General features: G+C 50.0%; 21 protein-coding genes and 1 other RNA gene. 15 read left to right on the forward strand and 7 right to left on the reverse strand.

Annotated features, from left to right (window positions below):
• Positions 1–86 precede the first annotated feature (86 nt).
• The 6 genes from btuC (at position 87) to SC127_RS20485 (ending at position 5,489) form a co-directional block, all read left to right on the forward strand.
• The gene (gene btuC, locus SC127_RS20460) at positions 87–1,070 is read left to right on the forward strand and encodes a vitamin B12 ABC transporter permease BtuC (protein ID WP_243078074.1); all 984 of its coding nucleotides are present in this window, start codon (positions 87–89) and stop codon (positions 1,068–1,070) included.
• Between the two features lie 38 nt (positions 1,071–1,108).
• A complete protein-coding gene (locus SC127_RS20465; protein ID WP_332627811.1) occupies positions 1,109–1,654 on the forward strand; it encodes a glutathione peroxidase in 546 nt (181 codons plus the stop codon).
• Positions 1,655–2,404: a vitamin B12 ABC transporter ATP-binding protein BtuD gene (gene btuD, locus SC127_RS20470; protein WP_243078072.1), complete on the forward strand. Its 750-nt coding sequence runs from the start codon at positions 1,655–1,657 to the stop codon at positions 2,402–2,404.
• Positions 2,405–2,472: 68 nt separating this feature from the next.
• Entirely contained in the window at positions 2,473–2,931 is a 459-nt protein-coding gene (locus tag SC127_RS20475) for an NlpC/P60 family protein (RefSeq protein WP_215846945.1), read from the forward strand.
• A gap of 295 nt (positions 2,932–3,226) precedes the next feature.
• Positions 3,227–3,973: an EAL domain-containing protein gene (locus tag SC127_RS20480; RefSeq protein ID WP_243078504.1), complete on the forward strand. Its 747-nt coding sequence runs from the start codon at positions 3,227–3,229 to the stop codon at positions 3,971–3,973.
• Positions 3,974–4,052: 79 nt separating this feature from the next.
• A complete protein-coding gene (locus SC127_RS20485; RefSeq protein WP_243078071.1) occupies positions 4,053–5,489 on the forward strand; it encodes a protein adenylyltransferase SelO in 1,437 nt (478 codons plus the stop codon).
• A gap of 1 nt (position 5,490) precedes the next feature.
• On the opposite strand, the gene SC127_RS20490 is transcribed toward SC127_RS20485, so the two are convergent.
• The gene (locus tag SC127_RS20490) at positions 5,491–6,537 is read right to left on the reverse strand and encodes a 3-deoxy-7-phosphoheptulonate synthase (RefSeq protein ID WP_215846943.1); all 1,047 of its coding nucleotides are present in this window, start codon (positions 6,535–6,537) and stop codon (positions 5,491–5,493) included.
• A gap of 148 nt (positions 6,538–6,685) precedes the next feature.
• Positions 6,686–7,513 (reverse strand): posphoenolpyruvate synthetase regulatory kinase/phosphorylase PpsR, encoded by an 828-nt coding sequence (gene ppsR, locus SC127_RS20495; protein WP_215846942.1) that lies wholly within the window; start codon positions 7,511–7,513, stop codon positions 6,686–6,688.
• 451 nt (positions 7,514–7,964) lie between these two features.
• On the opposite strand from ppsR, the gene ppsA reads away from it, so the two are divergent.
• Positions 7,965–10,349, forward strand: coding sequence for a phosphoenolpyruvate synthase (ppsA, locus tag SC127_RS20500; protein WP_332627815.1), 2,385 nt, complete (start codon positions 7,965–7,967; stop codon positions 10,347–10,349).
• Between the two features lie 64 nt (positions 10,350–10,413).
• Here the strand turns inward: ppsA and rprA are convergent.
• An RNA gene (gene rprA / locus SC127_RS20505) (antisense sRNA RprA) lies at positions 10,414–10,502 on the reverse strand.
• Positions 10,503–10,795: 293 nt separating this feature from the next.
• Entirely contained in the window at positions 10,796–11,911 is a 1,116-nt protein-coding gene (gene ydiK, locus SC127_RS20510; RefSeq protein WP_243078069.1) for an AI-2E family transporter YdiK, read from the reverse strand.
• 210 nt (positions 11,912–12,121) lie between these two features.
• On the opposite strand from ydiK, the gene ydiJ reads away from it, so the two are divergent.
• Positions 12,122–15,175 carry a D-2-hydroxyglutarate dehydrogenase YdiJ gene (gene ydiJ, locus SC127_RS20515; RefSeq protein WP_332627817.1) on the forward strand — a complete coding sequence of 1,018 codons (3,054 nt, stop codon included), beginning with the start codon at positions 12,122–12,124 and terminating at the stop codon, positions 15,173–15,175.
• A gap of 33 nt (positions 15,176–15,208) precedes the next feature.
• Here ydiJ and SC127_RS20520 read toward each other — a convergent pair whose 3' ends face one another.
• Positions 15,209–15,613, reverse strand: a complete 405-nt coding sequence (locus SC127_RS20520; protein ID WP_215846940.1) for a hypothetical protein — start codon at positions 15,611–15,613, stop codon at positions 15,209–15,211.
• A gap of 390 nt (positions 15,614–16,003) precedes the next feature.
• On the opposite strand from SC127_RS20520, the gene sufA reads away from it, so the two are divergent.
• From sufA to SC127_RS20555, 7 genes are read left to right on the forward strand one after another with little or no spacing between them, the layout of a single operon-like run.
• Complete coding sequence (gene sufA / locus SC127_RS20525) at positions 16,004–16,378, forward strand: Fe-S cluster assembly scaffold SufA (RefSeq protein WP_215846939.1); 375 nt, start codon at positions 16,004–16,006, stop codon at positions 16,376–16,378.
• 7 nt (positions 16,379–16,385) lie between these two features.
• Entirely contained in the window at positions 16,386–17,879 is a 1,494-nt protein-coding gene (gene sufB / locus SC127_RS20530) for a Fe-S cluster assembly protein SufB (protein WP_215846938.1), read from the forward strand.
• Between the two features lie 43 nt (positions 17,880–17,922).
• Positions 17,923–18,669, forward strand: coding sequence for a Fe-S cluster assembly ATPase SufC (sufC, locus tag SC127_RS20535; RefSeq protein WP_215846937.1), 747 nt, complete (start codon positions 17,923–17,925; stop codon positions 18,667–18,669).
• On the forward strand, positions 18,644–19,921 hold the full coding sequence (gene sufD / locus SC127_RS20540; protein ID WP_215846936.1) for a Fe-S cluster assembly protein SufD: 1,278 nt from the start codon (positions 18,644–18,646) through the stop codon (positions 19,919–19,921). Before sufC ends, sufD begins: the two co-directional genes overlap by 26 nt.
• Entirely contained in the window at positions 19,921–21,144 is a 1,224-nt protein-coding gene (sufS, locus tag SC127_RS20545; RefSeq protein WP_332628256.1) for a cysteine desulfurase SufS, read from the forward strand. Before sufD ends, sufS begins: the two co-directional genes overlap by 1 nt.
• Positions 21,145–21,165: 21 nt before the next feature.
• Positions 21,166–21,582, forward strand: a complete 417-nt coding sequence (sufE, locus tag SC127_RS20550) for a cysteine desulfuration protein SufE (RefSeq protein WP_243078067.1) — start codon at positions 21,166–21,168, stop codon at positions 21,580–21,582.
• Between the two features lie 56 nt (positions 21,583–21,638).
• Complete coding sequence (locus SC127_RS20555) at positions 21,639–22,673, forward strand: L,D-transpeptidase family protein (protein WP_215846934.1); 1,035 nt, start codon at positions 21,639–21,641, stop codon at positions 22,671–22,673.
• A gap of 69 nt (positions 22,674–22,742) precedes the next feature.
• Here the strand turns inward: SC127_RS20555 and SC127_RS20560 are convergent, their stop codons facing one another.
• Both SC127_RS20560 and pykF read right to left on the reverse strand, forming a co-directional pair.
• Positions 22,743–22,979 (reverse strand): major outer membrane lipoprotein, encoded by a 237-nt coding sequence (locus tag SC127_RS20560; protein WP_006118977.1) that lies wholly within the window; start codon positions 22,977–22,979, stop codon positions 22,743–22,745.
• A gap of 303 nt (positions 22,980–23,282) precedes the next feature.
• Entirely contained in the window at positions 23,283–24,695 is a 1,413-nt protein-coding gene (gene pykF, locus SC127_RS20565) for a pyruvate kinase PykF (RefSeq protein WP_332627821.1), read from the reverse strand.
• Between the last annotated feature and the right edge of the window lie 187 nt (positions 24,696–24,882).

Below are 24,882 nucleotides of genomic sequence, written 5' to 3' on the forward strand. Positions count from 1 at the left end.
GGCGCCTCAGGCGCCGCTTCTCTATCCTTTCTTTTTTTTACAATCCCACTACAATCAAATCTCTGTTTTCTCAGCCAATCCTGCTTATGTCTCTGCTAGACCAGCTCGCCCGTCAGGCCGATCGTCGTAGCCAAAAATGGTTATACGGCTTAGGTTTCATGCTGCTTATATTGTTATTTTTTAGTCTGTGTGCGGGTGACAGTTGGATCGCACCTTCACAGTGGATGAGCGACAGCGGCAAGCTCTTTGTCTGGCAATTGCGCATGCCGCGTACCTTAGCGGTGATGCTGGTCGGTGCCGCGTTAGCGGTGTGTGGCGTGGTGATGCAGGCACTGTTTACTAATCCGCTGGCAGAGCCGGGATTACTTGGCGTATCTAATGGCGCTGGCATTGGCTTGGTGCTTGGCGTGCTGCTAGGCAGCGGTTCATTGTGGAGTCTCAGTCTGGCAGCCATCTCAGGTGCCCTGATCATTACCTTAATTTTGCTGCATTTTGCTCATCGTCAGCTCTCGGTCACGCGTTTGCTGTTAACTGGCGTCGCCTTGGGCATTATCTGCAGCGCCATCATGACCTGGGCCGTTTACTTCAGTACCAGCCTCGATTTACGGCAGTTGATGTATTGGATGATGGGGGGCTTCAGCGGTATCGACTGGCGCTATGGCTGGATGATGTTGGCTTTATTGCCCGTGACGTTGGCGCTGACTCAAACATCACGCGTGCTTAATCTGTTGGCGTTGGGAGAAACTTCAGCACGCCAGCTCGGCCTGTCGCTTTTTTTCTGGCGCAATATACTGGTGCTGGCGATGGGATGGCTGGTCGGCGTAAGCGTGGCGATGGCAGGTGCAATTGGTTTTGTCGGTTTGGTCATTCCGCATTTATTACGGCTGAGTGGATTAAGCGATCATCGCTATTTATTACCGGCAGCGGCATTAGCGGGTGCCAGCGTGCTGCTGGGTGCTGATATTATTGCTCGTCTGGTGTTAACCTCCGCAGAACTGCCAATTGGTGTGGTCACGGCAACGCTTGGCGCGCCTCTGTTTATTGCGCTATTAGTGAAATCTTCGCGCTAGCTTCGGCTGGCTTAATGCATCAACAACAGGAATTCGTTATGAGCATTTATCAAACTGAACTGGTTACGCTTGATGGGGAAAAAACCTCACTGTCTCAGTGGCAAGGCAAAGTATTGTTGGTCGTTAACGTAGCGTCAAAATGCGGTTTAACACCTCAGTATGAAGAGCTGGAGAACATCCATAAAGCCTGGCAGGATCAGGGTTTTAGCGTATTGGGTTTCCCTTGCAACCAGTTTCTTGAGCAAGAGCCAGGCAGCAGTGAAGAGATCAAAACTTTTTGCAGTACCACCTATGGCGTGACTTTCCCGATGTTTGCCAAAACGGACGTCAACGGAGAAAGCCGCCATCCGCTGTATGCGTTATTGACAGCAGCAAAACCCGATGCGGTGCGCCCAGAGGGCAGCGGTTTTTACGAGCGCCAGGTAAGTAAAGGGCGTGCACCTAAGGCGACAGGCGATATCCTGTGGAATTTCGAAAAATTCCTGATTGGTCGCGATGGACAGGTGGTACAGCGATTTGCGCCTGATATGTTGCCAGAAGATCCGATTATTCTCGAAACGATTAAAGCGGCTTTAGCAAAATAGATGTTCTTTAGCCTGAAAGACGCAGCCGTCTCTGGACGGCTGCTGCCTTTTACCGCCGAATTACACAGCGGTAAGTTAATGCATGTTGTTGGGCCAAATGGGGCCGGGAAAAGCACCTTACTTGCGCTGTTAGCCGGTTTACAACCTTATGATGGCGAAGCCAGTTTATTGGGTAATCCATTGCATGAATGGCGCGGATCTGCATTAGCTCAGCTGCGTGCGTGGTTACCGCAGCAGCACATTCCCCTCAGCCCAATGCCGGTTTATCACTATATACGTCTGCATCTGCAATCTACACTGCCGCAGGCCGATCAACGGCTCACTGAATTACTGGATAAATTCCAACTACGCGACAAACTCAGGCGATCGTTAACCGAGCTTTCCGGTGGCGAGTGGCAGCGTGTGCGTTTGGTCGCGGCCTGCGCACAAGTCGACCCGCAGATTAATGCGCAAGGTCGCTTGCTGATCCTTGATGAGCCGATGACCGCACTCGACATTGCACAGCAAAAAGCGGTGGATGAGGTCATCAAAGAACTGTGTCAGGCAGGTATTTGCGTTATTGCCAGTAGCCACGATCTCAACCACAGCCTGCTCCATGCTGATAGCGCGTGGTTGCTGCATCGAGGCAAGCTCATGGCGCAGGGTGAACCTTCACGCGTTTTGACGCCAGAGCGCCTGTCACCCTTGTATCACATCACGTTTCGTCAGCTGGAACTGGAAGGGCGCACGCTGCTCACTGTCATGCCGTGACGGCTTGCCACGCACAGCGCTTTGCCGCTACATTAACGCGGTTACGATTTTAAAAAGGACGTTCTGCGATGCGGATGGGATTGCTCATTTTAGTGCTGCTGTTAGCGGGCTGTAGTCATCACGCACCGCCGGTTAACGGACGTCTTTCCGATTCAATTACCGTGATTGCGCAACTTGATGACCAACTGGGTCACTGGCACGGTACGCCGTATCGTTATGGTGGCATGAGCCGCCGTGGTATCGATTGTTCTGGCTTTGTCTACCTGACTTTTCGCGATAAATTTGCGCTTCAGTTGCCGCGCACCACAAGGGCACAAAGTGATATGGGAACGCGCATCGATAAAGACGACCTCTTGCCAGGCGATTTAGTTTTCTTCAAAACCGGCGGTGGCGAAAACGGTTTGCATGTAGGGATCTATGATACCGACAACGCTTTCATTCACGCCTCGACCAGCCAAGGGGTTATTCGATCATCATTAGATAATGTCTACTGGCGAAAAGTGTTTTGGCAGGCAAGGCGCATATAGATACAGCGCATATTGCCATTTTTAAGGCCTATTAAATCAGACGAAACCGCCTTTTTTAGGCTCTTATTTAGAATGGTACTTTACCCGAAGGGTTTTTAATTATAACAATAGCGCTGAAAATTTATTTTCAATCCCAACCGGAGTACGTCCCGGTTTATTTGGCTTAAGGTTGGATGTCGGGCAGCAAAGTGAAACTGAGGTATTAAGTTACCGCCTCTTCCATGATTTGGATCTATTGCCTGCTTGTTTTCAATCATATACGATGCGCCAATCGCCACATATACTGGCTCCAGAAATGAAAATTCACATATCCGCCGACTACCAGTCGGAGATTTGGCTTTATCCTGCTTATGCATTAAATGGGCAGTTAACCGCGGTTGAGCTGGTCACTCAGTTCATCCATGAAAGTGCGCCTATCACCTTGCCGCAGGACTTGCTGTTGCCGCAGCTTGATGAAGCGCAGCAACTGCGTCTGTTGCAAAGTCAAATTTTGCTGCTTGAAAAGCACCAGGCTTTTTTTGAGGCGCAGGGTGTGGTGGCCTTGATGCGTGTTGACGCTAATATGTCTCAAACCCTCCTTGAAAGTGATTTCCTGACGCGGAAAATAAAACAGCTCTCCTTTCTGTTATTAGATTTAAGCGAATCCTTTCCACATTTAGCACAAGGTCTCAACGATCCTTTAATCGCCGCCCTTCATCAGCAATTCCGATTATCACTTTCACATTTTGGTGCAGGAAAATCTCCAGCTAACGCGGTTTACGATAATTTATTTAGCTGCATAAAAATGGATAAACAATTTATTCATTCACTGGCTAAACGCGCGTCCTTCCCCTCCTTTATTCAAAGCATTCTTGATAATTTTCGTTCTCACTGTGAGCAAATGATAATTTGTGGTGTAGATGATGATCAATTACTGAATAAGGTAAATAAATTATCGGGTGCGGATTTACAAGGGGCCCTATTCCCGGTGGTTAAGTCTGATTCACTTGAGGAACTCTTGTACGCCTATACCTGCCTGAGCACGTCACAGCAGCCGCTATAACCTGTCTAAACTCTGTTTTCGACGTTACACTGAAGGTTTTATAACGACAGCGTGAAATGAGCGCTGCTCGGGAGAAACTATGTTATTCGACAACAGTTGGTTTCATGAGCTGAAAGGATGTTACACCGCCCTGAATCCTACACCGCTGGAAGGCGGACGCTTGCTTTACCACAATGCGCCCTTAGCGCGCGCCATGGAACTGGACGAGACCTTATTTGCAGGCGAGGGCCACGGTGTCTGGCATGGCGCTGCGTTGTTACCCGGTATGCAGCCCTTGGCACAAGTCTATAGCGGTCATCAATTTGGCGTTTGGGCCGGCCAATTGGGCGATGGGCGCGGCATTTTACTTGGCGAACAGCGTTTAGCTGATGGCAGTAAACTTGACTGGCATTTAAAAGGGGCAGGTCTGACGCCTTATTCGCGTATGGGTGATGGCCGTGCAGTGATTCGCTCAACGGTGCGTGAATTTTTAGCCTCTGAAGCATTACACCATTTAGGTATTCCTACCTCACGCGCGCTGACAATTGCGATTGGTGATGAACAGGTACGCCGCGAAACTACCGAGCGCGGTGCCATGCTAATGCGCATCGCAGAGAGTCATCTACGCTTCGGTCATTTTGAGCATTTCTATTACAGCAACCAGCAAGACAAAGTGCAGCTGTTGGCGGAGTACGCTATTCGTCATCACTGGCCGCAATGGGTTGATGAACACGATCGTTATCTGTTGTGGTTCACTGACGTGGTAAAACGCACCGCTGGAATGATTGCGCAATGGCAGAGCGTGGGATTTGCGCACGGCGTGATGAATACCGACAACATGTCGATTTTGGGTTTGACGCTGGATTACGGTCCTTTTGGTTTTCTCGATGATTATCAGCCCGACTTTATTTGTAATCACAGCGATTACCAGGGACGATACAGCTTCGAAAATCAGCCCATGATTGGATTATGGAACCTCAATCGTCTGGCACATGCTCTGTCAGGGTTAATGAGTACCGAGCAGCTTAAACAGGCATTAAGCCATTATGAACCTGAACTGATGCGTGTCTGGGGCGAACGCATGCGAGCTAAATTAGGTTTACTCAGTGCCGACAGCGTAGATAACGAAATATTGTCCGGCCTGCTGACGCTGATGACCAAAGAGCACAGCGATTACACCCTGACTTTCCGCATGCTCAGCGATACGCAACAAAATGAGGCGCGTTCACCTTTGCGTGATGAATTTATTGATCGGCAAGCTTTTGATGATTGGTATGAGAGCTATCGTGTGCGTCTGTTGCAAGACGAAGTCAGCGATGAAACACGACAAGCGGCCATGAAGAAGGCGAATCCGGCGCTGGTGTTGCGTAACTATATGGCACAGCAGGTCATTGAAGAGGCGGAGAAGGGTGAAAAAAGCGCGTTAGCGCAATTGCATCAGGCGTTGCAGCAGCCATTCAGTGATGAAACGGCCGCTGAATATCGTCAGCGACCGCCAGACTGGGGCAAAACGTTAGAAGTGAGTTGTTCCAGTTAAGTTAAAAACGGCTTGAAACCGCCTCGGCCAGCAGGGCAAGCACATCTTCGCTGTCCTGCCAGCTGAGGCAAGGATCGGTAATCGACTGGCCATAAACCAACGGCTCGCCGCTTACGACTTTCTGATTGCCTTCCTCAATAAAGCTTTCAATCATTACACCCGCGACCGCATGCGAACCAGATTGAATCTGTTGCGCAACCTCAATCGCCACATCGCGTTGACGACGATGCTGCTTCAGGCAGTTACCGTGGCTGAAATCAATCACCAATTGTTCGGGTAAGTTGAATTCACGCAGATTTGCTGCCGCCTCTGCGACATCGCTGGCGTGATAATTAGGTTGCTTACCACCACGAAGAATAACGTGGCCGTGCGGATTACCGCTGGTTTGATAAATCGTCATCTGGCCATTTTTATCCGGTGATAAAAACATGTGGCTGGCGCGCGAGGCGCGAATGGCATCGACGGCAATCCGCACATTCCCGTCAGTCCCATTTTTGAAGCCTACCGGGCAGGAGAGGGCAGAAGCCATTTCACGGTGAATCTGACTTTCAGTGGTGCGGGCACCGATGGCACCCCAGCTAATCAAGTCGGCAATAAACTGGCCGATCACCATATCGAGGAATTCAGTCGCGGTGGGCAGGCCGAGGGCATTAATGTCAATCAGCAGCTGCCGCGCAATCCCAATGCCGCGATTCACATCAAAACTGCCATCAAGATCCGGGTCAGAAATTAATCCTTTCCAGCCAACCACGGTACGCGGTTTTTCGAAATAGGTGCGCATCACAATTTCCAACCGATCCTGGTAGCGTTCACGCAGCGCGTTAAGGCGCTTAGCGTAATCCAGGGCCGCCTCGGGATCGTGCAAAGAGCAAGGGCCGATAATCACCAGCAGGCGGGGATCTTCTCCGGTTAAGATGCGCGCAATGCGTTTACGTGCGGCGGTAACGTTCTCGGCAATAGCCGTGGAAATCGGATGTTCTGCTGCCAGACTGGCTGGCGTTATCAGGCCGCCAATACGTGCTGTACGCAGTTCGTCAGTTTTGTTCATGGGTTTCTCGAAAGCTGTTCTTCGCAACGGTGAAATACCGGGAAGTGATGAGGGTCACAATAAACCATTAGCCTGCGAATTCAACCCAAGTACCCGAAAAGAGGAGATAACTTACGGCAGCGACGCTTTACATCGCCGCCGTAGTTAATTAATACATGCGACGAGTCAGTCCCATGATATCGAGGATTTTAGTGGCGATCTCTTCAACCGAATAGTTGGTGCTGTTGAGATAGCGAATCTGGTGCGTGCGGAACAGCGCTTCCACTTCACCCACTTCCAACCGACACTGGCGCATCGAGGCGTAACGGGTATTTTCCGCACGCTCCTGCCGAATGGCGGCCAGACGTTCGGGGTCAATGGTAAGTCCAAACAGTTTGTGCTGATGTTCTCGTAATGCAGGCGGCAATTTAAGGTTATCCATGTCATCTGCAATAAACGGGTAATTTGCTGCACGGATGCCAAACTGCATCGCCAGGTATAAGCTGGTGGGCGTCTTACCGCAACGAGACACGCCCAACAAAATGACCTGCGCCTGCTCCAGTCCTCGCAACGAAATGCCGTCATCGTGCGCCAGGGTGTAATCAATTGCCGCGATACGCGCATCGTATTTACCGAGGTTGGTGGCATCCAGGCCGTGAGTTCGGTGCGCGACAGGCGCTGGTGATAAGCCCAACTCCTGCTGCAACGGTGCGACCAGTGCCTGAACTATGTCCTGACAAAACCCCTCACTTTGTACGATGATATCGCGCACTTCTGGCGTCACAATCGAGAAGAACACCAAGGGCCGAACCCCACTTTGTTGATAAAGCGCGTTAATCTGCGCTTTGACGGCTTGCGCACGCTGGACGTTTTCCACAAAAGGTAGCGTCAGGCTGGTGATGTTTACCGGAAATTGCGAAAGCACGGCATGCCCCAGCACCTCAGCGGTGATAGCAGTACCATCGGAAATATAAAAAACGCTTCTGTCAGTACTCATAATCGATGCCTGCCTTTGACGTAGAATGTAAGGAATAGGACGATTCACATAAGATTAAGTAAAACAAAAAATCCATATTTTATTTTTATGAATATTTCATTTTTTTAATAATGATACGGATTCATCCCGCATAAATAAATGAAATGCTGTTTCTTAAATTTTTATTTTGCGGCCCACTTCAATATAAAGCAGTAATAGCGCGGTTTTTTGTTGCGCAACAAAAAATAGCGCATAAGTGGCTGAAATCGAGCCAATTACATTGCCATCAGTCATTTAGCAAAAATTAAGCTGTTTGCGCAACGTCCAGCAATAATAGGTACAATTCCGAAATTAAGAATTATCGTTAGCTTTAACGATTCAACACTTAGTCTTTATTTGGGCAATGTGCCAGGCTGTTTTGGCAAATTGCAAGATATTCCATGTGCCCACTCATTTTTAAAGGATAAGCTCAATGTCCAATAAAGGCGAACAGCCGCTAGTGCTCTGGTATAACCAGCTTGGCATGCATGATGTTGATCGGGTGGGAGGCAAAAATGCCTCCCTGGGTGAAATGATTACCAACTTGTCGTCGCTGGGTGTTTCCGTCCCCAATGGTTATGCGACCACATCTTATGCATTTAATCTGTTTCTCGATCAAAGCGGGCTGAACCAGCGTATCTATGAACTGCTGGACAAGACCGATATTGATGATGTTGATGAACTGGCGAAAGCCGGTAAGCAGATTCGTCAATGGGTTGTGGATACGCCATTCCAGCCGGAGCTGGAAGCCGCCATCCTCGAAGCCTACCAACAACTTTCCGCTGATGATGCGGAAGCTTCATTTGCGGTGCGCTCCTCAGCCACTGCGGAAGATATGCCTGATGCCTCTTTTGCCGGTCAGCAGGAAACGTTTCTGAACGTACAGGGTATTGATGCGGTGATGATTGCAGTGAAGCACGTTTATGCTTCATTGTTTAACGATCGCGCTATCTCTTATCGCGTGCATCAGGGTTACGATCACCGAGGCGTGGCGCTGTCTGCAGGTATTCAGCGTATGGTGCGTTCTGATCTCGCTTCTGCGGGTGTGATGTTCACCATTGATACTGAATCGGGCTTTGATCAAGTAGTGTTTATCACGGCTGCCTACGGCCTTGGCGAAATGGTGGTACAGGGCGCGGTCAACCCGGATGAATTCTACGTACATAAACCGACCCTTGCGGCTAATCGTCCTTCGATTGTGCGTCGCAACATGGGATCGAAAAAAATTCGCATGGTGTACGCTGATTCACAGGAACATGGTGAACAGGTGCGTATTGAAGATGTGCCTGAAGCTGAACGCGATCGCTTTAGCTTAAGCGACGATGAAGTACAGGCGCTGGCGCATCAAGCCGTGTTAATTGAGCAACACTACAAGCGTCCAATGGATATTGAGTGGGCTAAAGATGGCCATACTGGCAAGCTGTTTATCGTTCAGGCGCGCCCGGAAACGGTACGTTCAAACGGCCAGGTGATGGAGCGCTATAACCTGCAAGGCAAAGGCAACGTTGTAGTAGAAGGTCGTGCGATAGGGCATCGCATTGGTGCGGGTGAAGTTAAAGTCATCCACGACATCAGTGAAATGAACCGCATCGAAAAAGGCGACGTGTTAGTGACAGACATGACCGACCCTGACTGGGAACCGATCATGAAAAAGGCGTCAGCCATTGTCACCAATCGCGGCGGGCGTACTTGTCATGCCGCCATCATTGCACGTGAGCTGGGTATTCCCGCCGTTGTTGGTTGTGGCAATGCCACCGATTTACTGAAAGATGGCCATAAAGTGACGGTTTCCTGCTCTGAGGGGGATACCGGCTACGTTTACGACGATTTAATCGATTTCGATATCACCAGCTCGCAGGTCGATGAGATGCCTGATCTGCCGCTGAAAATCATGATGAACGTCGGTAATCCCGATCGCGCCTTTGATTTTGCCTGTTTACCGAATGAAGGCGTCGGCCTGGCGCGTCTGGAGTTCATCATCAACCGCATGATTGGCGTGCATCCCAAAGCGTTGCTGGAATTTGATCAGCAAACGCCTGAGCTGCAGCAGCAAATTCGCAAGATGATGAAAGGCTTTGATGATCCCATCGAGTTCTATATCGCTCGTCTAACGGAAGGCATTGCAACTCTGGGCGCAGCCTTTGCGCCGAAGCGCGTTATTGTGCGTTTGTCGGACTTCAAATCTAACGAGTATGCCAACTTAGTGGGTGGCGAGCGTTACGAACCACATGAAGAGAACCCAATGCTGGGATTCCGTGGCGCGGGCCGTTATGTTGCTGACAGCTTCCGTGACTGTTTTGCACTGGAATGCGCAGCTGTTAAACGTGTGCGTAATGATATGGGGCTGAAAAACGTCGAAATCATGGTGCCTTTCGTCCGTACCGTTGCGCAAGCCGAAGCGGTGGTTGAAGAGCTGGCGCGCCAGGGACTGAAACGGGGTGAAGATGGATTGAAAATCATCATGATGTGTGAGATCCCTTCCAATGCCTTGCTGGCCGATCAGTTCCTGCAACACTTTGACGGCTTCTCTATCGGCTCAAATGATATGACGCAGCTGGCGTTGGGATTAGATCGCGACTCAGGTGTGGTTTCTGCACTGTTCGATGAGCGCAACGAGGCAGTGAAAGCGCTGCTGTCGATGGCGATTCGTGCCGCGAAGAAGCAAGGAAAATATGTCGGTATTTGTGGACAAGGACCTTCAGATCACCAGGATTTCGCAGCCTGGCTTATGGAGGAGGGCATCGACAGTTTGTCGCTCAACCCAGATACTGTAGTTGAAACCTGGTTGAGTCTGGCAGAGTTAGATAAGCCTGCATAACCATCCAGAGAGAGACCAATACAGGGAAAGGTCAGCATTGCTGGCCTTTTTTATTATCTGGCAGACAAAAAAAAGCCCATCACAGGGGATGGGCAAAGACTACACACAGCAATTCTTTTCTTACTCAGGGAAATAAGGTTGTTTTAGAAATCAGGGGTTTGATTCAAAACATAAGAAACATGTTATTCACCCGGCCCTCTGGCGTCTTTAAGAATCCTCTTATTAGTTTAAAGCCAATAATATTTTGTCACGTTTACCAGGCCGTTTGGGTTAAAAAACAGTGCATAAAATAATCTTTTTTAAGCATGTTAGCGGTAATTTGCCCGGAAACTGGCTTTTTTCTTAAAATTCGCTAATGGATAAAAATAATGTTGTGACGAAAAAGAATCAGGGCAGTTAACTACCATTAACCGCCCTAATCATTGTAAGGAGAAGGGATAAAGGGATTAGACGACTGGATTTTCTTCGTCGTGCTCGGCGAGTTCTTCGACCACAGCCAAGGGATCATCGCTGGGTGGAGGAGCTTCATGCGTCCAGACTGACACCAGACGATAAGAGACTGCCAGCACCACGGGACCAATAAACAGTCCAATCATGCCAAAGGCGATTAATCCGCCAATCACGCCAGACAAAATCAGGATCATTGGCAAGTCAGCGCCTAGTCGGATCAGCATCGGACGCAGCACGTTATCCAGCGTGCCGACCACGCAACTCCAGATAAGTAATACCGTGCCCCAGGTGGTGTCACCGCTCCAGTAAAGGTAAATGATGGCGGGCACCAAGACTAAAAGCGGGCCGATTTGCACCAGGCAGCAAAGAATCATCAATACAGTTAGCAGCGTGGCATAAGGGATGCCAGAAATGGCCAGCCCAATGCCGCCCAATATGCCTTGCACTAACGCCGTCACCACCACGCCCAACGCCACAGCGCGAATCGCTTGTCCAGCCAGTAATACTGCCGCATCACCACGCCTGCCTGCCATACGAAAGGCAAAGTGGCGGATACCGTGTGCAGCTTGCTCACCGCGCCAGTACAGCAACACGCTAAACAGCAGCATGACGGCAAGGTGGATCATGAAGCGGCCAAAATGGCCAGCTTGTGCCACGAAAAATCCGGTGGTGCGGCCAATATAAGGCTGCACTTGCGTCATGATTGCCGCGCCGCCACCTGCCACTAACTTGTGATAGCTGGAATAAAGTTTCTCGCCAATCATCGGAATGCTGTTCAGCCAGGTCAGCTCTGGCATCATATGACTTTGCGTTGCCCATGCAAAAACGGGCGCGCTATTATCGATCAAGCTGTTGACCAATAACGCGATGGGAAAGATAAACAGCAGCAGCAAAATAATCGTCATGGCGATGACCGCTAATGAGCGTCTTCCCCATAAAAGGTTTTGTAACTTCAACATCAGTGGCCAGGTTGCAATCACCACCATACTGGCCCAGGCAAAGCCCAGAATAAAAGGCTGCACCACCCATAAACAGGCAACGATCAGCAGGAGAATAAACATCAGGGTGAACAGTATCTGCGGTAGATCCATATCCCGGTACAGGCTTTTCATAAGTGACTCATGACCTCGTTTGAATCCTTCAATTCCGGGCTTTATGCGCCCAGCTTAATCATGGGCTATTTAATGCCGTTTAAACAGGGTGCAAAGGAAACGATTTTACGTTTCTTGAAAAAACGGCAGCCCGATTAAAAATGTGATAAAACGAAGGATTAACGCAAATAATGCAGACGCAAACGTTTACAACATCTCGGTCTCACACTCATGATCCCACAGATTTCCCAGGCGCCAGGCCTCGTTCAACTGGTGCTGACGTTCCTTGAGTCGCTGAAAGAGCAAGGCTTTACCGGCGACACCGCGACCAGCTACGCCGATCGTCTTTCGCTGTCCACCGACAACAGCATTTATCAGTTGCTGCCTGATGCGGTGCTGTTCCCCCGTTCAACTGCTGATGTGGCGCTTATTGCCCGTTTAGCGGGTGAGGAGCGCTTCGGCAGCTTGATCTTTACGCCACGCGGCGGCGGGACTGGCACCAACGGACAGTCGCTCAATCAGGGCATTATTGTCGACATGTCGCGACACATGAACCGCATTTTGGAAATCAATCCCGAACAAGGATGGGTGAGGGTTGAAGCGGGCGTGATTAAAGATCAGCTCAATGCCTATCTAAAGCCGTTTGGCTTCTTCTTTTCACCGGAATTATCGACCAGTAACCGTGCGACACTCGGCGGAATGATCAATACCGATGCTTCAGGACAGGGTTCGTTGGTTTACGGTAAAACGTCCGATCACGTTTTAGGTTTACGCGCGGTGTTGTTAGGCGGCGATATCCTTGATACCCGGCCGATGGCAACCGCATTAGCGGAAACGCTGGCGCAAACCCAAACTCCGGAAGGTCGTATTTATCAGCAGGTGTTAGCCCGCTGTCGCGAGCAACGCGAATTAATCCTGGAAAAGTTCCCCAAGCTCAATCGATTCCTGACCGGATATGACTTGCGCCACGTCTTTAGCGACGATTTGCAAACCTTTGACCTGACGCGTCTGCTGTGTGGCGCAGAAGGCACACTGGCTTTCATTACCGAGGCGCGACTGGATATCACACCCATTCCGAAAGTACGTCGACTGGTTAACATCAAATATGACTCTTTTGATTCAGCGCTGCGTAACGCGCCGTTTATGGTTGAAGCAAAAGCGTTGTCGGTAGAAACGGTCGATTCAAAAGTGTTGAACCTGGCGCGTGAAGATATCGTCTGGCATTCCGTTAAAGAACTGATCGCGGATGTGCCGGAAAAAGATATGCAGGGACTGAACATCGTAGAGTTTGCGGGTGATAACGCCGAACTCATTGAGCGTCAGATCAGTGGCTTGTGTGTGCGGCTGGATGAATTAATGCTTCAGCAGCAGGGCGGCGTGATTGGCTATCAGCTTTGCAACGAACTCGACGGTATTGAGCGCATCTATAACATGCGTAAAAAAGCAGTGGGACTATTGGGTAATGCCAAGGGCCGCGCCAAACCGATTCCCTTTGTGGAAGATACGGCAGTGCCGCCAGAAAATCTTGCTGACTATATCGTTGAGTTCCGCGCGTTACTGGATGGTCACGGCTTGAGTTACGGCATGTTTGGTCATGTGGATGCCGGTGTTTTACATGTGCGTCCAGCGCTGGATATGTGCGATCCTCAACAGGAGATGCTGATGAAACAGATCTCCGATGAAGTCGTGGCGCTGACAGCACGCTACGGCGGTTTGTTGTGGGGGGAACACGGTAAAGGCTTCCGCGCGCAATACAGTCCCGCCTTTTTCGGCGAAACGCTGTTCAACGAACTGCGTCGTATTAAAACGGTTTTCGATCCGCATAACCGTCTGAACCCAGGCAAAATTTGTACACCCTTCGAAAGTCATGCGGAAATGATGCAGGTTGATGCGGTGAAACGCGGTACTTACGATCGTCAGATTCCGCTGACGGTGCGTAACGACTGGCGTGGTGCAATGGAATGTAACGGCAACGGCTTGTGCTTCAATTTTGATGCGCGCAGTCCGATGTGTCCGTCGATGAAAATTACCCGCAACCGCATTCACTCGCCGAAAGGGCGCGCTACGCTGACACGTGAATGGTTACGGCTATTGGCAGAGCAGGGCGTTGATCCGCTTGAGTTGGAAAAACAGCTGCCTGAAAATCGGGTTTCAATGCGTACCTTTATAAGTCGCACGCGTAACAGCTGGCATGCGAATAAAGGTGAATATGATTTTTCGCATGAGGTCAAAGAGGCGATGTCAGGCTGCCTGGCCTGTAAAGCGTGTTCGACACAATGCCCGATCAAAATTGATGTGCCTAACTTCCGCTCACGCTTCCTTCAGCTTTACCACACGCGCTATCTGCGTCCGATAGGCGATCATCTGGTGGCTGCGGTAGAGAGTTATGCGCCGCTAATGGCGAAAGCGCCAAAAGTGTTTAACTACTTCCTCAGGCAACCCTGGATGCGTGATATGAGTAAAAAGCACATTGGCATGGTTGATTTGCCGCTGCTTTCGTCACCTACGCTTAAGCAGCAGCTAAGTGGTCATTCCGCCATGAATATGACGCTGGAACAGCTGGAGGCCGTAAGCCATACACAGCGTAAAGAGTATGTGCTGGTGGTGCAGGATCCGTTTACCAGTTTCTATGAAGCGAAGCTGGTTAATGACTTTGTAAAGCTGATTGAGAAGCTAGGCTATCGTCCGGTGCTGCTGCCGTTCTCTCCGAACGGCAAAGCGCAGCATGTGAAAGGTTTTCTGCAACGCTTTGCGCGTACCGCCAGTAAAACGGCTGATTTCCTGAATCGTATGGCAAAACTGGACATGCCGATGGTGGGCGTCGATCCCGCTACCGTGTTGTGTTATCGCGATGAATATCGCCAAACGTTGGGTGAAGCTCGCGGCGACTTCAACGTTCAGCTGGTGCATGAATGGTTGCAAACTGCGCTAGCTGAGCGAGCCGTGCAGAACAGTAGCGGAGAAGCCTGGTATTTGTTTGCGCACTGTACGGAAGTCACTGCGTTACCTGCCACGCCTAATCATTGGCAAGATATTTTCTCCCGCTTTGGCGCTAAGTTAGAAAACGTCAATGTTGGCTGTTGTGGCATGGCGGGAACTTACGGTCACGAAAGCAAAAACCTCGAAAACTCCTTAGGGATTTACGCACTTTCCTGGCACCCACAGTTGCAAAAGCTCCCGCGACAGCGCTGTCTGGCAACGGGGTATTCCTGCCGCAGCCAGGTGAAACGCGTTGAAGGTAATGGCATGCGTCATCCACTTCAGGCATTGTTAGAGATAGTGTAAAAAAATTGTGCGCGACGTCACGACGTGGCTGGATTAGAATATCCAGCCCGCGTGGCGGACAAAGTCGCTTTGTAGCGTGGTCGCTTTGTCCCACTCGCCGACCATCGCCAGTTGATGACAAAGACGAGTGAGTGATAAACGCGCAAGTTGGTAGGCCTGAATGCGGAACAGGCGATCGCGATCGGCATTACCCATTTCCTGCACTAAACGGTGATGCAGTTTACCCATCGCATGCAGATAGCTGTGATCGTCACCATTGAGCTGGCAGATTTCAGCCATATCCAGACAGGTATCGTTGAACTGGCGTAACTGTTGAATAGTACAGTCGGCCCGATCAAGTTTTGCCTGCGACATATAAAAGTCGACGGTGATATCGCGCATTGAAAACGTATATTCGTCGATTTTGTGCTGAAGCCAGGCTGAGACAGAAAGCGTCATAAAGCCATCCTGAAGCGTGAATGATAATAATTATCATATTCAATTAGGTCAGGATTGCAATTGCCGGGCAGAAATATTTATCGATTTATCTCGCCTGTTAAAACAATTGGAAATAACAATCTGTTTACATCGCAGAAAGGCGTAACCTATCAATTACGCTTTTACCAGAAAGTGGTGAAAATAAATTTCACTATTTATTAACAGGTTACATCATGCCTCTTCATATTGGCTGTCTCGCCGCAAAGTGAGTTGAAGAGGCTATGCTTAATAAAGCAGCAATTAAAAACAGCACAAGATGATTATCCCTGCAAAACAAGAGGTTGAAGTGATCACGCAGATCACTACCATAGGGGGATAGCCTGAAAAGGTCCGGACTCAAGAGGTATCAACATGGCATCTGTTAATGCAGACTCTTTCTCACCTGACGATTTCGTCTGGAAAGGGTTAACACTGACCGAAACCGCAGCGCAGCAAATTCTCAATCTGGTCGCACAGGACCCGGAAGTCAAGGGCTTGCGACTAGGCATCAAACAATCCGGCTGTGCCGGTTTTGGTTATGTTATGGATCTGGTTAAACAACCAGTCGATGACGATCTTCAGTTCTCGTTTCATGGCGCAACTCTGTTTGTGCCGCTTCAGGCGATGCCGTTTGTTGATGGCACCGAAGTGGATTACGTTCGCGAAGGCCTGAATCAGATCTTTAAATTCAATAACCCTAAAGCTCAGCACGCCTGCGGGTGTGGTGAAAGCTTTGGCGTCGAGTAAGTGAAATATGTCACGACACAGCGAAGCATCTGACGATGTACAAATGTGGGAAGGCAAGCTCAATTACAAAGAGGGCTTCTTTACCCAATTGCAAACCGAAGAATTTGCTCACGGCATCAATGAAGATGTGGTGCGCGCAATCTCGGCCAAGCGTAACGAGCCAGAGTGGATGCTGGAGTTTCGTCTAAAAGCCTTTCGCGCCTGGCTTGAAATGGAAGAGCCGCACTGGCTGAAAGCGCATTACGAGAAGCTCGATTATCAGGATTACAGCTATTACTCCGCGCCTTCTTGCGGTAACTGCGATGACAGCTGTGAATCTGAACCGGGAGCAACTCAAGCTTCTGGCAGCACACCTGCCAGCGATTATCTGACGCAGGAAGTTGAAAACGCGTTTAACCAGCTGGGCGTTCCGGTACGTGAAGGCCGGGAAGTGGCTGTGGATGCCATTTTTGACTCCGTTTCCGTCGCCACGACCTATCGCGGCAAACTGGCTGAGCAGGGTATTATTTTCTGCTCATTCGGCGAAGCGATTCATGATCACCCTGAGCTGGTGAAAAAATATCTCGGCACGGTTGTCCCGCCGAACGATAACTTCTTCGCCGCGCTGAACTCTGCAGTCGCCTCCGATGGCACCTTTGTTTACATCCCGAAAGGGGTGCGTTGCCCAATGGAGTTGTCGACCTATTTCCGCATCAATGCGGCGAAAACGGGTCAGTTTGAGCGCACCATTTTGATTGCCGACGAAGACAGCTACGTCAGCTATATCGAAGGATGTTCTGCGCCTGTGCGTGATACCTATCAGCTGCACGCAGCGGTAGTAGAAGTGATCATCCACAAAAATGCCGAAGTAAAATATTCAACGGTCCAGAACTGGTTCCCAGGCGGCGAAGGCGAAGGCGGTATTTTAAACTTCGTTACCAAGCGCGCGCTGTGTGAGGGCGACCACAGCAAAATGTCGTGGACGCAGTCTGAAACCGGATCGGCAATTACCTGGAAATACCCAAGCTGCATTCTGCGTGGCGACTATTCGGTTGGCGAATTCTATTCCGTTGCCTTGACCAGCGGCCGTCAGCAAGCGGATACCGGCACCAAGATGATTCACATTGGTAAAAACACCAAGTCGACCATCATCTCTAAAGGTATTTCTGCCGGTAAGAGCCAAAATACCTATCGCGGGCTGGTGAAAATTATGCCAACCGCAACGAATGCACGTAACTTCACTCAGTGCGATTCTATGCTTATCGGCCCTGATTGTGGCGCACATACCTTCCCGTATGTTGAAACGCGTAACAATACGGCGCAGCTTGAGCACGAAGCGACGACGTCACGTATCGGCGAAGATCAGATGTTCTATTGTCTGCAGCGCGGTATCAGTGAAGAAGATGCGATTTCAATGATCGTCAATGGTTTCTGTAAAGACGTTTTCTCTGAGCTGCCACTGGAATTCGCTGTGGAAGCACAAAAACTGTTAGCTATCAGTCTTGAGCACAGTGTGGGCTGATTGCCGGCACATGCGTTGCCGGAAGCAATGTGAAGGATTAAGTATGTTAAGCATTAAAGATTTACAGGTTAGCGTTGAAGACAAAGCCATTCTGCGCGGTCTGAACCTTGAGATTAAACCGGGTGAAGTTCACGCCATCATGGGCCCAAACGGCTCCGGTAAAAGTACGCTGTCAGCTACGCTGGCGGGGCGTGAAGATTACGAAGTAACTGGCGGTTCGGTAACGTTCAAAGGCAAAGATTTGCTGGAACTGGAACCTGAAGAACGCGCAGGTGAAGGCATCTTCATGGCGTTTCAATATCCTGTAGAAATTCCAGGCGTCAGCAATCAGTTCTTCCTGCAAACCTCGGTAAACGCGGTACGTAAATATCGCCAGCAGGAAGAGTTAGATCGCTTTGATTTCCAGGATTTCATTGAAGACAAAATTCATCTGCTGAAAATGCCAGAAGATTTGCTGACCCGTTCAGTCAATGTTGGCTTCTCCGGCGGTGAGAAAAAACGTAACGATATTCTGCAAATGGCCGCGCTGGAGCCAGAGCTGTGCATCCTTGATGAAACCGACTCCGGTCTGGATATCGATGCGCTGAAAACCGTAGCAAACGGCGTAAACAGCCTGCGCGACGAGAAGCGTGCTTTCATTATCGTTACGCACTATCAACGTATTCTGGATTACATCAAACCAGATTTCGTGCACGTGCTGTATCAGGGCAAAATTGTTAAATCTGGCGATTTCTCGCTGGTGAAACAGCTGGAGGAGCAGGGTTATGGCTGGCTTACCGACGAAGAGTGAGAACGCGCTGCAACAGTGGCATCACCTGTTTGAATCACGCGGTGAAGTCCGTTCGCTGCAGGCTCAGCAACATTGGCAGCAGCTAATGCGTGTGGGTTTACCGACCCGCAAGCATGAAAACTGGAAATACACCCCGCTAGATACGCTGCTGTCTCAGCAGTTTGTTCTCCCGCAGGGGCAAGCGCTCAGTGCCGAACAGGTTGATGGTTTTGCCTTACCGCTTGACGCTATCCGCCTGGTGTTTGTTGATGGCCGTTTTCAGGCCGCTTTAAGCACACGTGATACTGAACTGTTTGAGATTCAGCACAGCCTGGCGGCCGAACGCCGTCCGCTGCCTGCACCTGTTCAACCGGAAGTCTTTTTGCACCTGACGGAAAGTCTGGCGGAAGAAGTGACGTCGATTCGCCTGGCGCGTGGCAAATCTGCGGCGCGTCCGCTCTATTTGCTTCATATCACCAGCGGTCAGCAAGATGGTATGAACACGGTACATCACCGTCATCATCTGCAGCTTGAACAAGGCGCCGAGGCGGAAATCATCGAGCATTACGTGACGCTGAATGCGACCACGCATTTCACGGGCTCACGTTTTACGTTTGACGTGGCTGATAACGCACGGTTGAAGCACACCAAGCTGGCGTTTGAAAGCAGCGAAAGCTATCACTTTGCGCACAATGATATTGTCATTGGTCGTGATGCAGATGTCAGCAGCACCAGCTTCTTGCTGGGCGCAGGCCTGACGCGTCACAACACCAGCTCGCAGCTGAACGGTGAAAACACCCAGCTGGCAATTAACAGCTTGGTGTTGCCAGTGAAACAGGAAGTGGCGGATACCCGTACTTATCTGGAGCACAACAAAGGCTATTGCACCAGTCGTCAGATGCACAAAACCATCGTGCGTGACAAAGGGCGTGCGGTATTTAATGGTCATATTAAAGTGGCGAAGCACGCGCTGAAAACTGACGGGAAGATGACCAACAACAACCTGTTGCTGGGACGTTTGGCGGAAGTGGACACCAAACCGCAGCTCGAAATTTATGCAGATGATGTGAAGTGTGGTCACGGTGCAACGATAGGTCGCATTGATGACGAGCAGATGTTCTACCTGCGTTCACGCGGTATTAAACAGGATGCAGCACAGACCATGATCATTCACGCTTTTGCGGCGGAATTGACTGAAACACTGGAAAATGAGGTGCTGCGTGTAGCAGTACTGCAGCGTATTGCTGAACGCTTTCCTGGAGGCGATGCATGATGAAATTCGATCTCGAGCGGATCAGGGAGGATTTTCCTATCCTGAAGCGTGAGGTCAACGGTCATCCGCTGGCCTACCTTGATAGCGCGGCCAGCGCACAACGTCCGCTGGCGGTGATTAATGCCGAAAGCCATTTTTATCAGCACGGCTATGCAGCCGTGCATCGTGGCATTCATACCTTGAGCGCCCAAGCGACCAGTGACATGGAAAACGTGCGCGATCAGGCTGCACGTTTTCTGAATGCCTCTTCGCCAGAAGAAATTGTATTTGTTAAAGGCACCACAGAAGGTATTAACCTGGTTGCTAACAGCTGGGGCGGCAGTCAGCTGCAGCCTGGCGACAACCTGATTATTACGGAGATGGAGCATCATGCCAACATCGTGCCGTGGCAGATGGTGGCTGAGCGTACCGGTGCTGAAATCCGCGTTCTGCCATTAACCGATAACGGTGAACTGGCTGTAGATCAGCTTGCAGGCTTGATTGATAACCGTACGCGCCTGCTGGCGGTGACGCACGTTTCTAACGTGCTTGGCACGATCAACCCTGTCAAAGCGCTTGTGGCGCAAGCCAAAGCAGCAGGATTGGTCACGCTGATTGATGGTGCGCAAGCAGTGATGCACGACAAAGTCGATGTGCAAGATATCGACTGCGACTTCTACGTCTTCTCCGGCCATAAATTATATGGACCCACCGGCATTGGTATCTTGTACGGCCGCAAAGCGTTGCTTGACGCGATGCCACCGTGGGAAGGCGGCGGCTCAATGATTTCCAGCGTAGTGCTGCCAACCGGCACAACGTGGAACACGTCGCCATGGCGCTTTGAAGCGGGTACACCGAATACGGGCGGCATTATCGGTTTAGGCGCGGCGTTAGCTTATGTGCAAGCATTGGGACTTGATACCATTCATCAACGTGAAAGCGTGTTGATGAACTATGCGTTAGACAAGCTTTCGTCGGTACCAGATATTCAAATTTATGGGCCGCCAACACGCACAGGCGTGATCGCCTTTAACCTCGGCAAGCATCACGCGTTTGATGTGGGCAGTTTCCTCGATCAATACGGCATTGCGATTCGTACTGGACATCATTGCGCCATGCCGCTGATGCGCCATTACGCTGTACCAGCGATGTGCCGCGCCTCTTTCACTTTCTATAACAGTGAAGAGGAAGTGGATCGCCTGGCGGCAGGCCTGACGCGTATTCATCGTCTGCTGGGTGGTTGAGTAGAGTAAACGGAGTCACAAATGGCGAATTTGCCAGAAAAAGAGAAGCTGGTGCGCAACTTCAATCGTTGCGCTAACTGGGAAGAGAAATATCTTTACATCATTGAACTGGGCGCAAAACTTCCAGAATCCTCTGAAAGCTTGCATCAGCCTGAGAACGTGATCTCAGGGTGCCAAAGCCAAGTGTGGATCAAAATGACGCCACAGGCAGATGGCACCATCACCTTTGAAGGTGACAGTGATGCGGCGATCGTTAAGGGATTGATTGCAGTGGTTTTTAGTTTGTATCAAAACCTCTCTGCGGCTGATATTGTCGCGCTCGATGTGCGTCACTGGTTCGGTGAACTGGCCTTGATGCAGCATCTTACGCCCACGCGTTCGCAAGGGCTGGAAGCGATGATTCGGTCTATTCGCCATACCGCTCAGAACCTCTCCTAAGCTAAACTCCACAGACGCCAACCGGCGTCTGTTTTTTTATCTAAAGAGAAAATTGCATGAAACCTGCTTTATGTATGGCCGGTGCATTGCTGCTGACCTGTTTTGGGCTCTCTGCACCCACATTTGCCACGGAATATCCTCTTCCTCCCCCTGATAGTCGCCTGATTGGTGAGAATACGCTTACCCAGGTTCCCGATAACAAACGTCCTCTTGAAGATATTGCTGCCCGATATAAAGTAGGGCTGCTGGGCATGCTGGAAGCGAATCCCGGTACCGATCCCTGGCTACCGAAAGCGGGAACACAACTGACCGTACCGCTACAGATGATTCTGCCTGACACGCCGCGCGAAGGCATTGTGGTCAATCTCGCGGAGTTACGCCTTTATTACTATCCGAAAGGCGAAGACAAAGTGATCGTTTATCCTATCGGGATTGGCCAGTTAGGTGCAGCAACGCCAACGATGGTCACCAGCATCAGTCAGAAGGTCCCTAACCCGACCTGGACGCCTACCCAGAACATCCGTAAGCGTTATGCGAAAGAGGGCGTTACGTTGCCTGCTGTAGTGCCTGCTGGCCCCGATAATCCGATGGGCCTCTTTGCGTTGCGTCTGGCGCGCGGAACAGGTCAATATCTTATTCATGGCACCAATGCAAAATTTGGTATCGGGATGCGCGTAAGTTCTGGCTGTATTCGCCTGCGTACTGAAGATATCGAAGCGCTGTTCAATAGCGTGCCAAAAGGTACGCGGGTGCAAATCGTGAACCAGCCGGTGAAGTATGCGGTGGAGCCTGACGGTAAACGCTATGTGGAAGCGCATCAGCCGCTGTCACGTACCGACAAAGATGACCCACAAACCATGCCGATTGCGTTAAGCGCTAATCTCAAAAGCTTTATGAAAAGTGATAAGAGCGACACGGCACTGATCAAGGCGACAATAGAACGCCGCTCAGGGATGCCGATATTGGTGAGTAGCGGTGAGAAGGTTAAGGATGATACGCCGCTGCCAGCTGTGCTGCAGGGAGCGCAGGAAGGACAAAGCGCGACCATCAGTCAGGCAATGGGTGAGAGTGCTGAGACTTTGCCTCAATAATACATTTGAGTCAGGAACGATAAGCAAAAAAAATGGCGCCTCAAGGGCGCCATTTTTAAACCAGAACTCTTACTTGCGGTAAGAGTGAGCCTGGTTGTCCAGACGCTGGTTAGCGCGTGCTGCGTCATCTTTAGCAGCCTGAACGTCTGAACGCACTGCGTTCACGTCGTTGCTCAGTTGGTCAACTTTAGCGTTCAGAGTCTGAACGTCTGAAGACAGCTGGTCGATTTTAGCGTTGCTTGAGCAACCAGCCAGCAGAGTTGAACCCAGAATTACCGCGCCCAGTACCAGTTTAGTACGATTCATTATTTATACCCTCTAGATTGAGTTAATCTCCATGTAGCGTTACAAGTATTACACAAAGCTTTTTAAGTTGAGAATAAATTTTTCATGAGAAGATGCTTAAACATGATCGTTCGCTCAAAGAAGCAGCGGTTAGCAGAATATGATAAAAAAATTTAGCGAAAACAGAGAGATTTAATCGGATTAACCTTAATTTAAAGCGAATTTGAATAGTTATTTTCTATTGGAATTTTCCTGCATTTGTATTAAGTACAAAATAAAAAAAGCGCCCCTGAAGGCGCTTTTAAATAAATACTCAATTATTAATTAAAGTACGTGTACTGAGGCAGTATTTGTGGTTCCACTTGGTACTAACGCACCGGATACCAGCACGACAACATCGCCTTTCTGACCATAGCCACTTTCTAATGCCGCTTCTTTACCCAGACGATAGAAATCATCCGTTGAAGCAATTTCGGATACTAAACGCGTTTCTATCCCTTTGCTCAGAATTAACTGACGCGCTGTGGTCGCGTTGGTAGTCAGCGCCAGAATGGTGGCGTTAGGGAAATATTTACGTACTGCTTTCGCTGACTTGCCGCCTTCGGTTGCAACCACAATCAATGGCGCTTCCAGTTTTTCTGCGGTTTCAACAGCACCACGACAAACGGCTTCGGTGATGCGCAGTTTGCGGGTATCGTTTTGGCTATCGATGCGTGATTTCATGACGCGATCGGTACGTTCGCAGATGGTCGCCATGATGGTGACCGATTCCAGCGGATATTTACCTTTAGCGCTCTCACCAGACAGCATAACGGCATCGGTGCCGTCCAGAATGGCGTTGGCAACGTCACCCGCTTCAGCGCGAGTAGGGCGTGGGTTTTTGATCATCGAATCCAGCATCTGCGTAGCGGTAATCACCACTTTGCGTGCTTTATTACATTTTTTGATCATCATCTTCTGAGCGAAGATCACTTCTTCAACCGGGATCTCAACACCTAAGTCACCACGTGCAACCATGATGCCGTCAGAAGCTTCAAGGATTTCGTCGAAGTTGTTCAGGCCTTCCTGGTTTTCAATCTTAGAGATGATCTGGATATGCTCGCCGCCATGCTGCTTAAGGTGCTCACGGATTTCCAGCACATCAGAACGTTTACGGATGAAAGAAGCCGCAACGAAATCTACGCCTTGCTCACAACCGAAAATCAGGTCGCGCTTATCTTTTTCAGCTAATGCAGGCAGTTGAATAGATACGCCTGGCAAGTTTACGCCTTTGTTTTCACCGAGATCACCGTTGTTCAATACTTTGCAAACCACGGTGTTTTCAGTGACTTCGATCACTTCCATGCCGATTAAGCCGTCATCTACTAATACCGTGTTGCCGATTTTCAAATCAGCGGTAAAGCCTGCATAAGTCACAGCAACGCGTTCGCTATTACCAATGACGCTTTGATCGGTAGTAAAGGTAAAGGTTTGACCCGCTTTCAGGGAAGCATCATTGCCACCTTCAAGCTTCATGGTACGAATTTCAGGACCTTTAGTGTCCAGCAGGATGGCTGCCTGATGACCGGTTTTTTCAATCACGGCGCGCATGTTAGTAATACGTTGGCCATGTTCGGCGTAGTCGCCGTGAGAAAAATTAAGGCGCATAACGTTCATGCCTGCTTCAAGCAGTTGGGTCAACATCTCTTCAGATTCGGTTTTTGGACCGATAGTACAAACGATCTTAGTCTTTTTCATGACAGGATTTCTATAAGTTGTGATGGATGATAAAGGTTGAGATTCGATGGCGATGCACCGAAGTGAAAATTCTGATTGAAATCGAAACGGGCGATACAGAGTAAGAATAGGTGACGAAGGCCAGGCGTGCAGGGAAGTTGTGCGGTTACGCTAGATAACCACCACGTTGTTGTTGCGCAAATAATCT

Origin of the sequence: Pantoea sp. T14 (genome assembly GCF_036663535.1) — a bacterium.
GTDB classification, from domain to species: domain Bacteria; phylum Pseudomonadota; class Gammaproteobacteria; order Enterobacterales; family Enterobacteriaceae; genus Pantoea; species Pantoea phytostimulans.

Coding starts and splice junctions, on each gene's coding strand:
- sufC (WP_215846937.1), top strand. CDS start 17,923: ATGTTAAGCATTAAAGATTTACAGGTTAGCGTTGAAGACAAAGCCATT.
- SC127_RS20520 (WP_215846940.1), bottom strand. CDS start 15,613: ATGACGCTTTCTGTCTCAGCCTGGCTTCAGCACAAAATCGACGAATAT.
- ydiK (WP_243078069.1), bottom strand. CDS start 11,911: ATGAAAAGCCTGTACCGGGATATGGATCTACCGCAGATACTGTTCACC.
- ydiJ (WP_332627817.1), top strand. CDS start 12,122: ATGATCCCACAGATTTCCCAGGCGCCAGGCCTCGTTCAACTGGTGCTG.
- pykF (WP_332627821.1), bottom strand. CDS start 24,695: ATGAAAAAGACTAAGATCGTTTGTACTATCGGTCCAAAAACCGAATCT.
- btuD (WP_243078072.1), top strand. CDS start 1,655: ATGTTCTTTAGCCTGAAAGACGCAGCCGTCTCTGGACGGCTGCTGCCT.
- SC127_RS20560 (WP_006118977.1), bottom strand. CDS start 22,979: ATGAATCGTACTAAACTGGTACTGGGCGCGGTAATTCTGGGTTCAACT.
- SC127_RS20475 (WP_215846945.1), top strand. CDS start 2,473: ATGCGGATGGGATTGCTCATTTTAGTGCTGCTGTTAGCGGGCTGTAGT.
- ppsR (WP_215846942.1), bottom strand. CDS start 7,513: ATGAGTACTGACAGAAGCGTTTTTTATATTTCCGATGGTACTGCTATC.
- sufD (WP_215846936.1), top strand. CDS start 18,644: ATGGCTGGCTTACCGACGAAGAGTGAGAACGCGCTGCAACAGTGGCAT.
- SC127_RS20465 (WP_332627811.1), top strand. CDS start 1,109: ATGAGCATTTATCAAACTGAACTGGTTACGCTTGATGGGGAAAAAACC.
- sufA (WP_215846939.1), top strand. CDS start 16,004: ATGGCATCTGTTAATGCAGACTCTTTCTCACCTGACGATTTCGTCTGG.
- SC127_RS20480 (WP_243078504.1), top strand. CDS start 3,227: ATGAAAATTCACATATCCGCCGACTACCAGTCGGAGATTTGGCTTTAT.
- sufS (WP_332628256.1), top strand. CDS start 19,921: ATGAAATTCGATCTCGAGCGGATCAGGGAGGATTTTCCTATCCTGAAG.
- btuC (WP_243078074.1), top strand. CDS start 87: ATGTCTCTGCTAGACCAGCTCGCCCGTCAGGCCGATCGTCGTAGCCAA.
- ppsA (WP_332627815.1), top strand. CDS start 7,965: ATGTCCAATAAAGGCGAACAGCCGCTAGTGCTCTGGTATAACCAGCTT.
- SC127_RS20490 (WP_215846943.1), bottom strand. CDS start 6,537: ATGAACAAAACTGACGAACTGCGTACAGCACGTATTGGCGGCCTGATA.
- SC127_RS20485 (WP_243078071.1), top strand. CDS start 4,053: ATGTTATTCGACAACAGTTGGTTTCATGAGCTGAAAGGATGTTACACC.
- sufE (WP_243078067.1), top strand. CDS start 21,166: ATGGCGAATTTGCCAGAAAAAGAGAAGCTGGTGCGCAACTTCAATCGT.
- SC127_RS20555 (WP_215846934.1), top strand. CDS start 21,639: ATGAAACCTGCTTTATGTATGGCCGGTGCATTGCTGCTGACCTGTTTT.
- sufB (WP_215846938.1), top strand. CDS start 16,386: ATGTCACGACACAGCGAAGCATCTGACGATGTACAAATGTGGGAAGGC.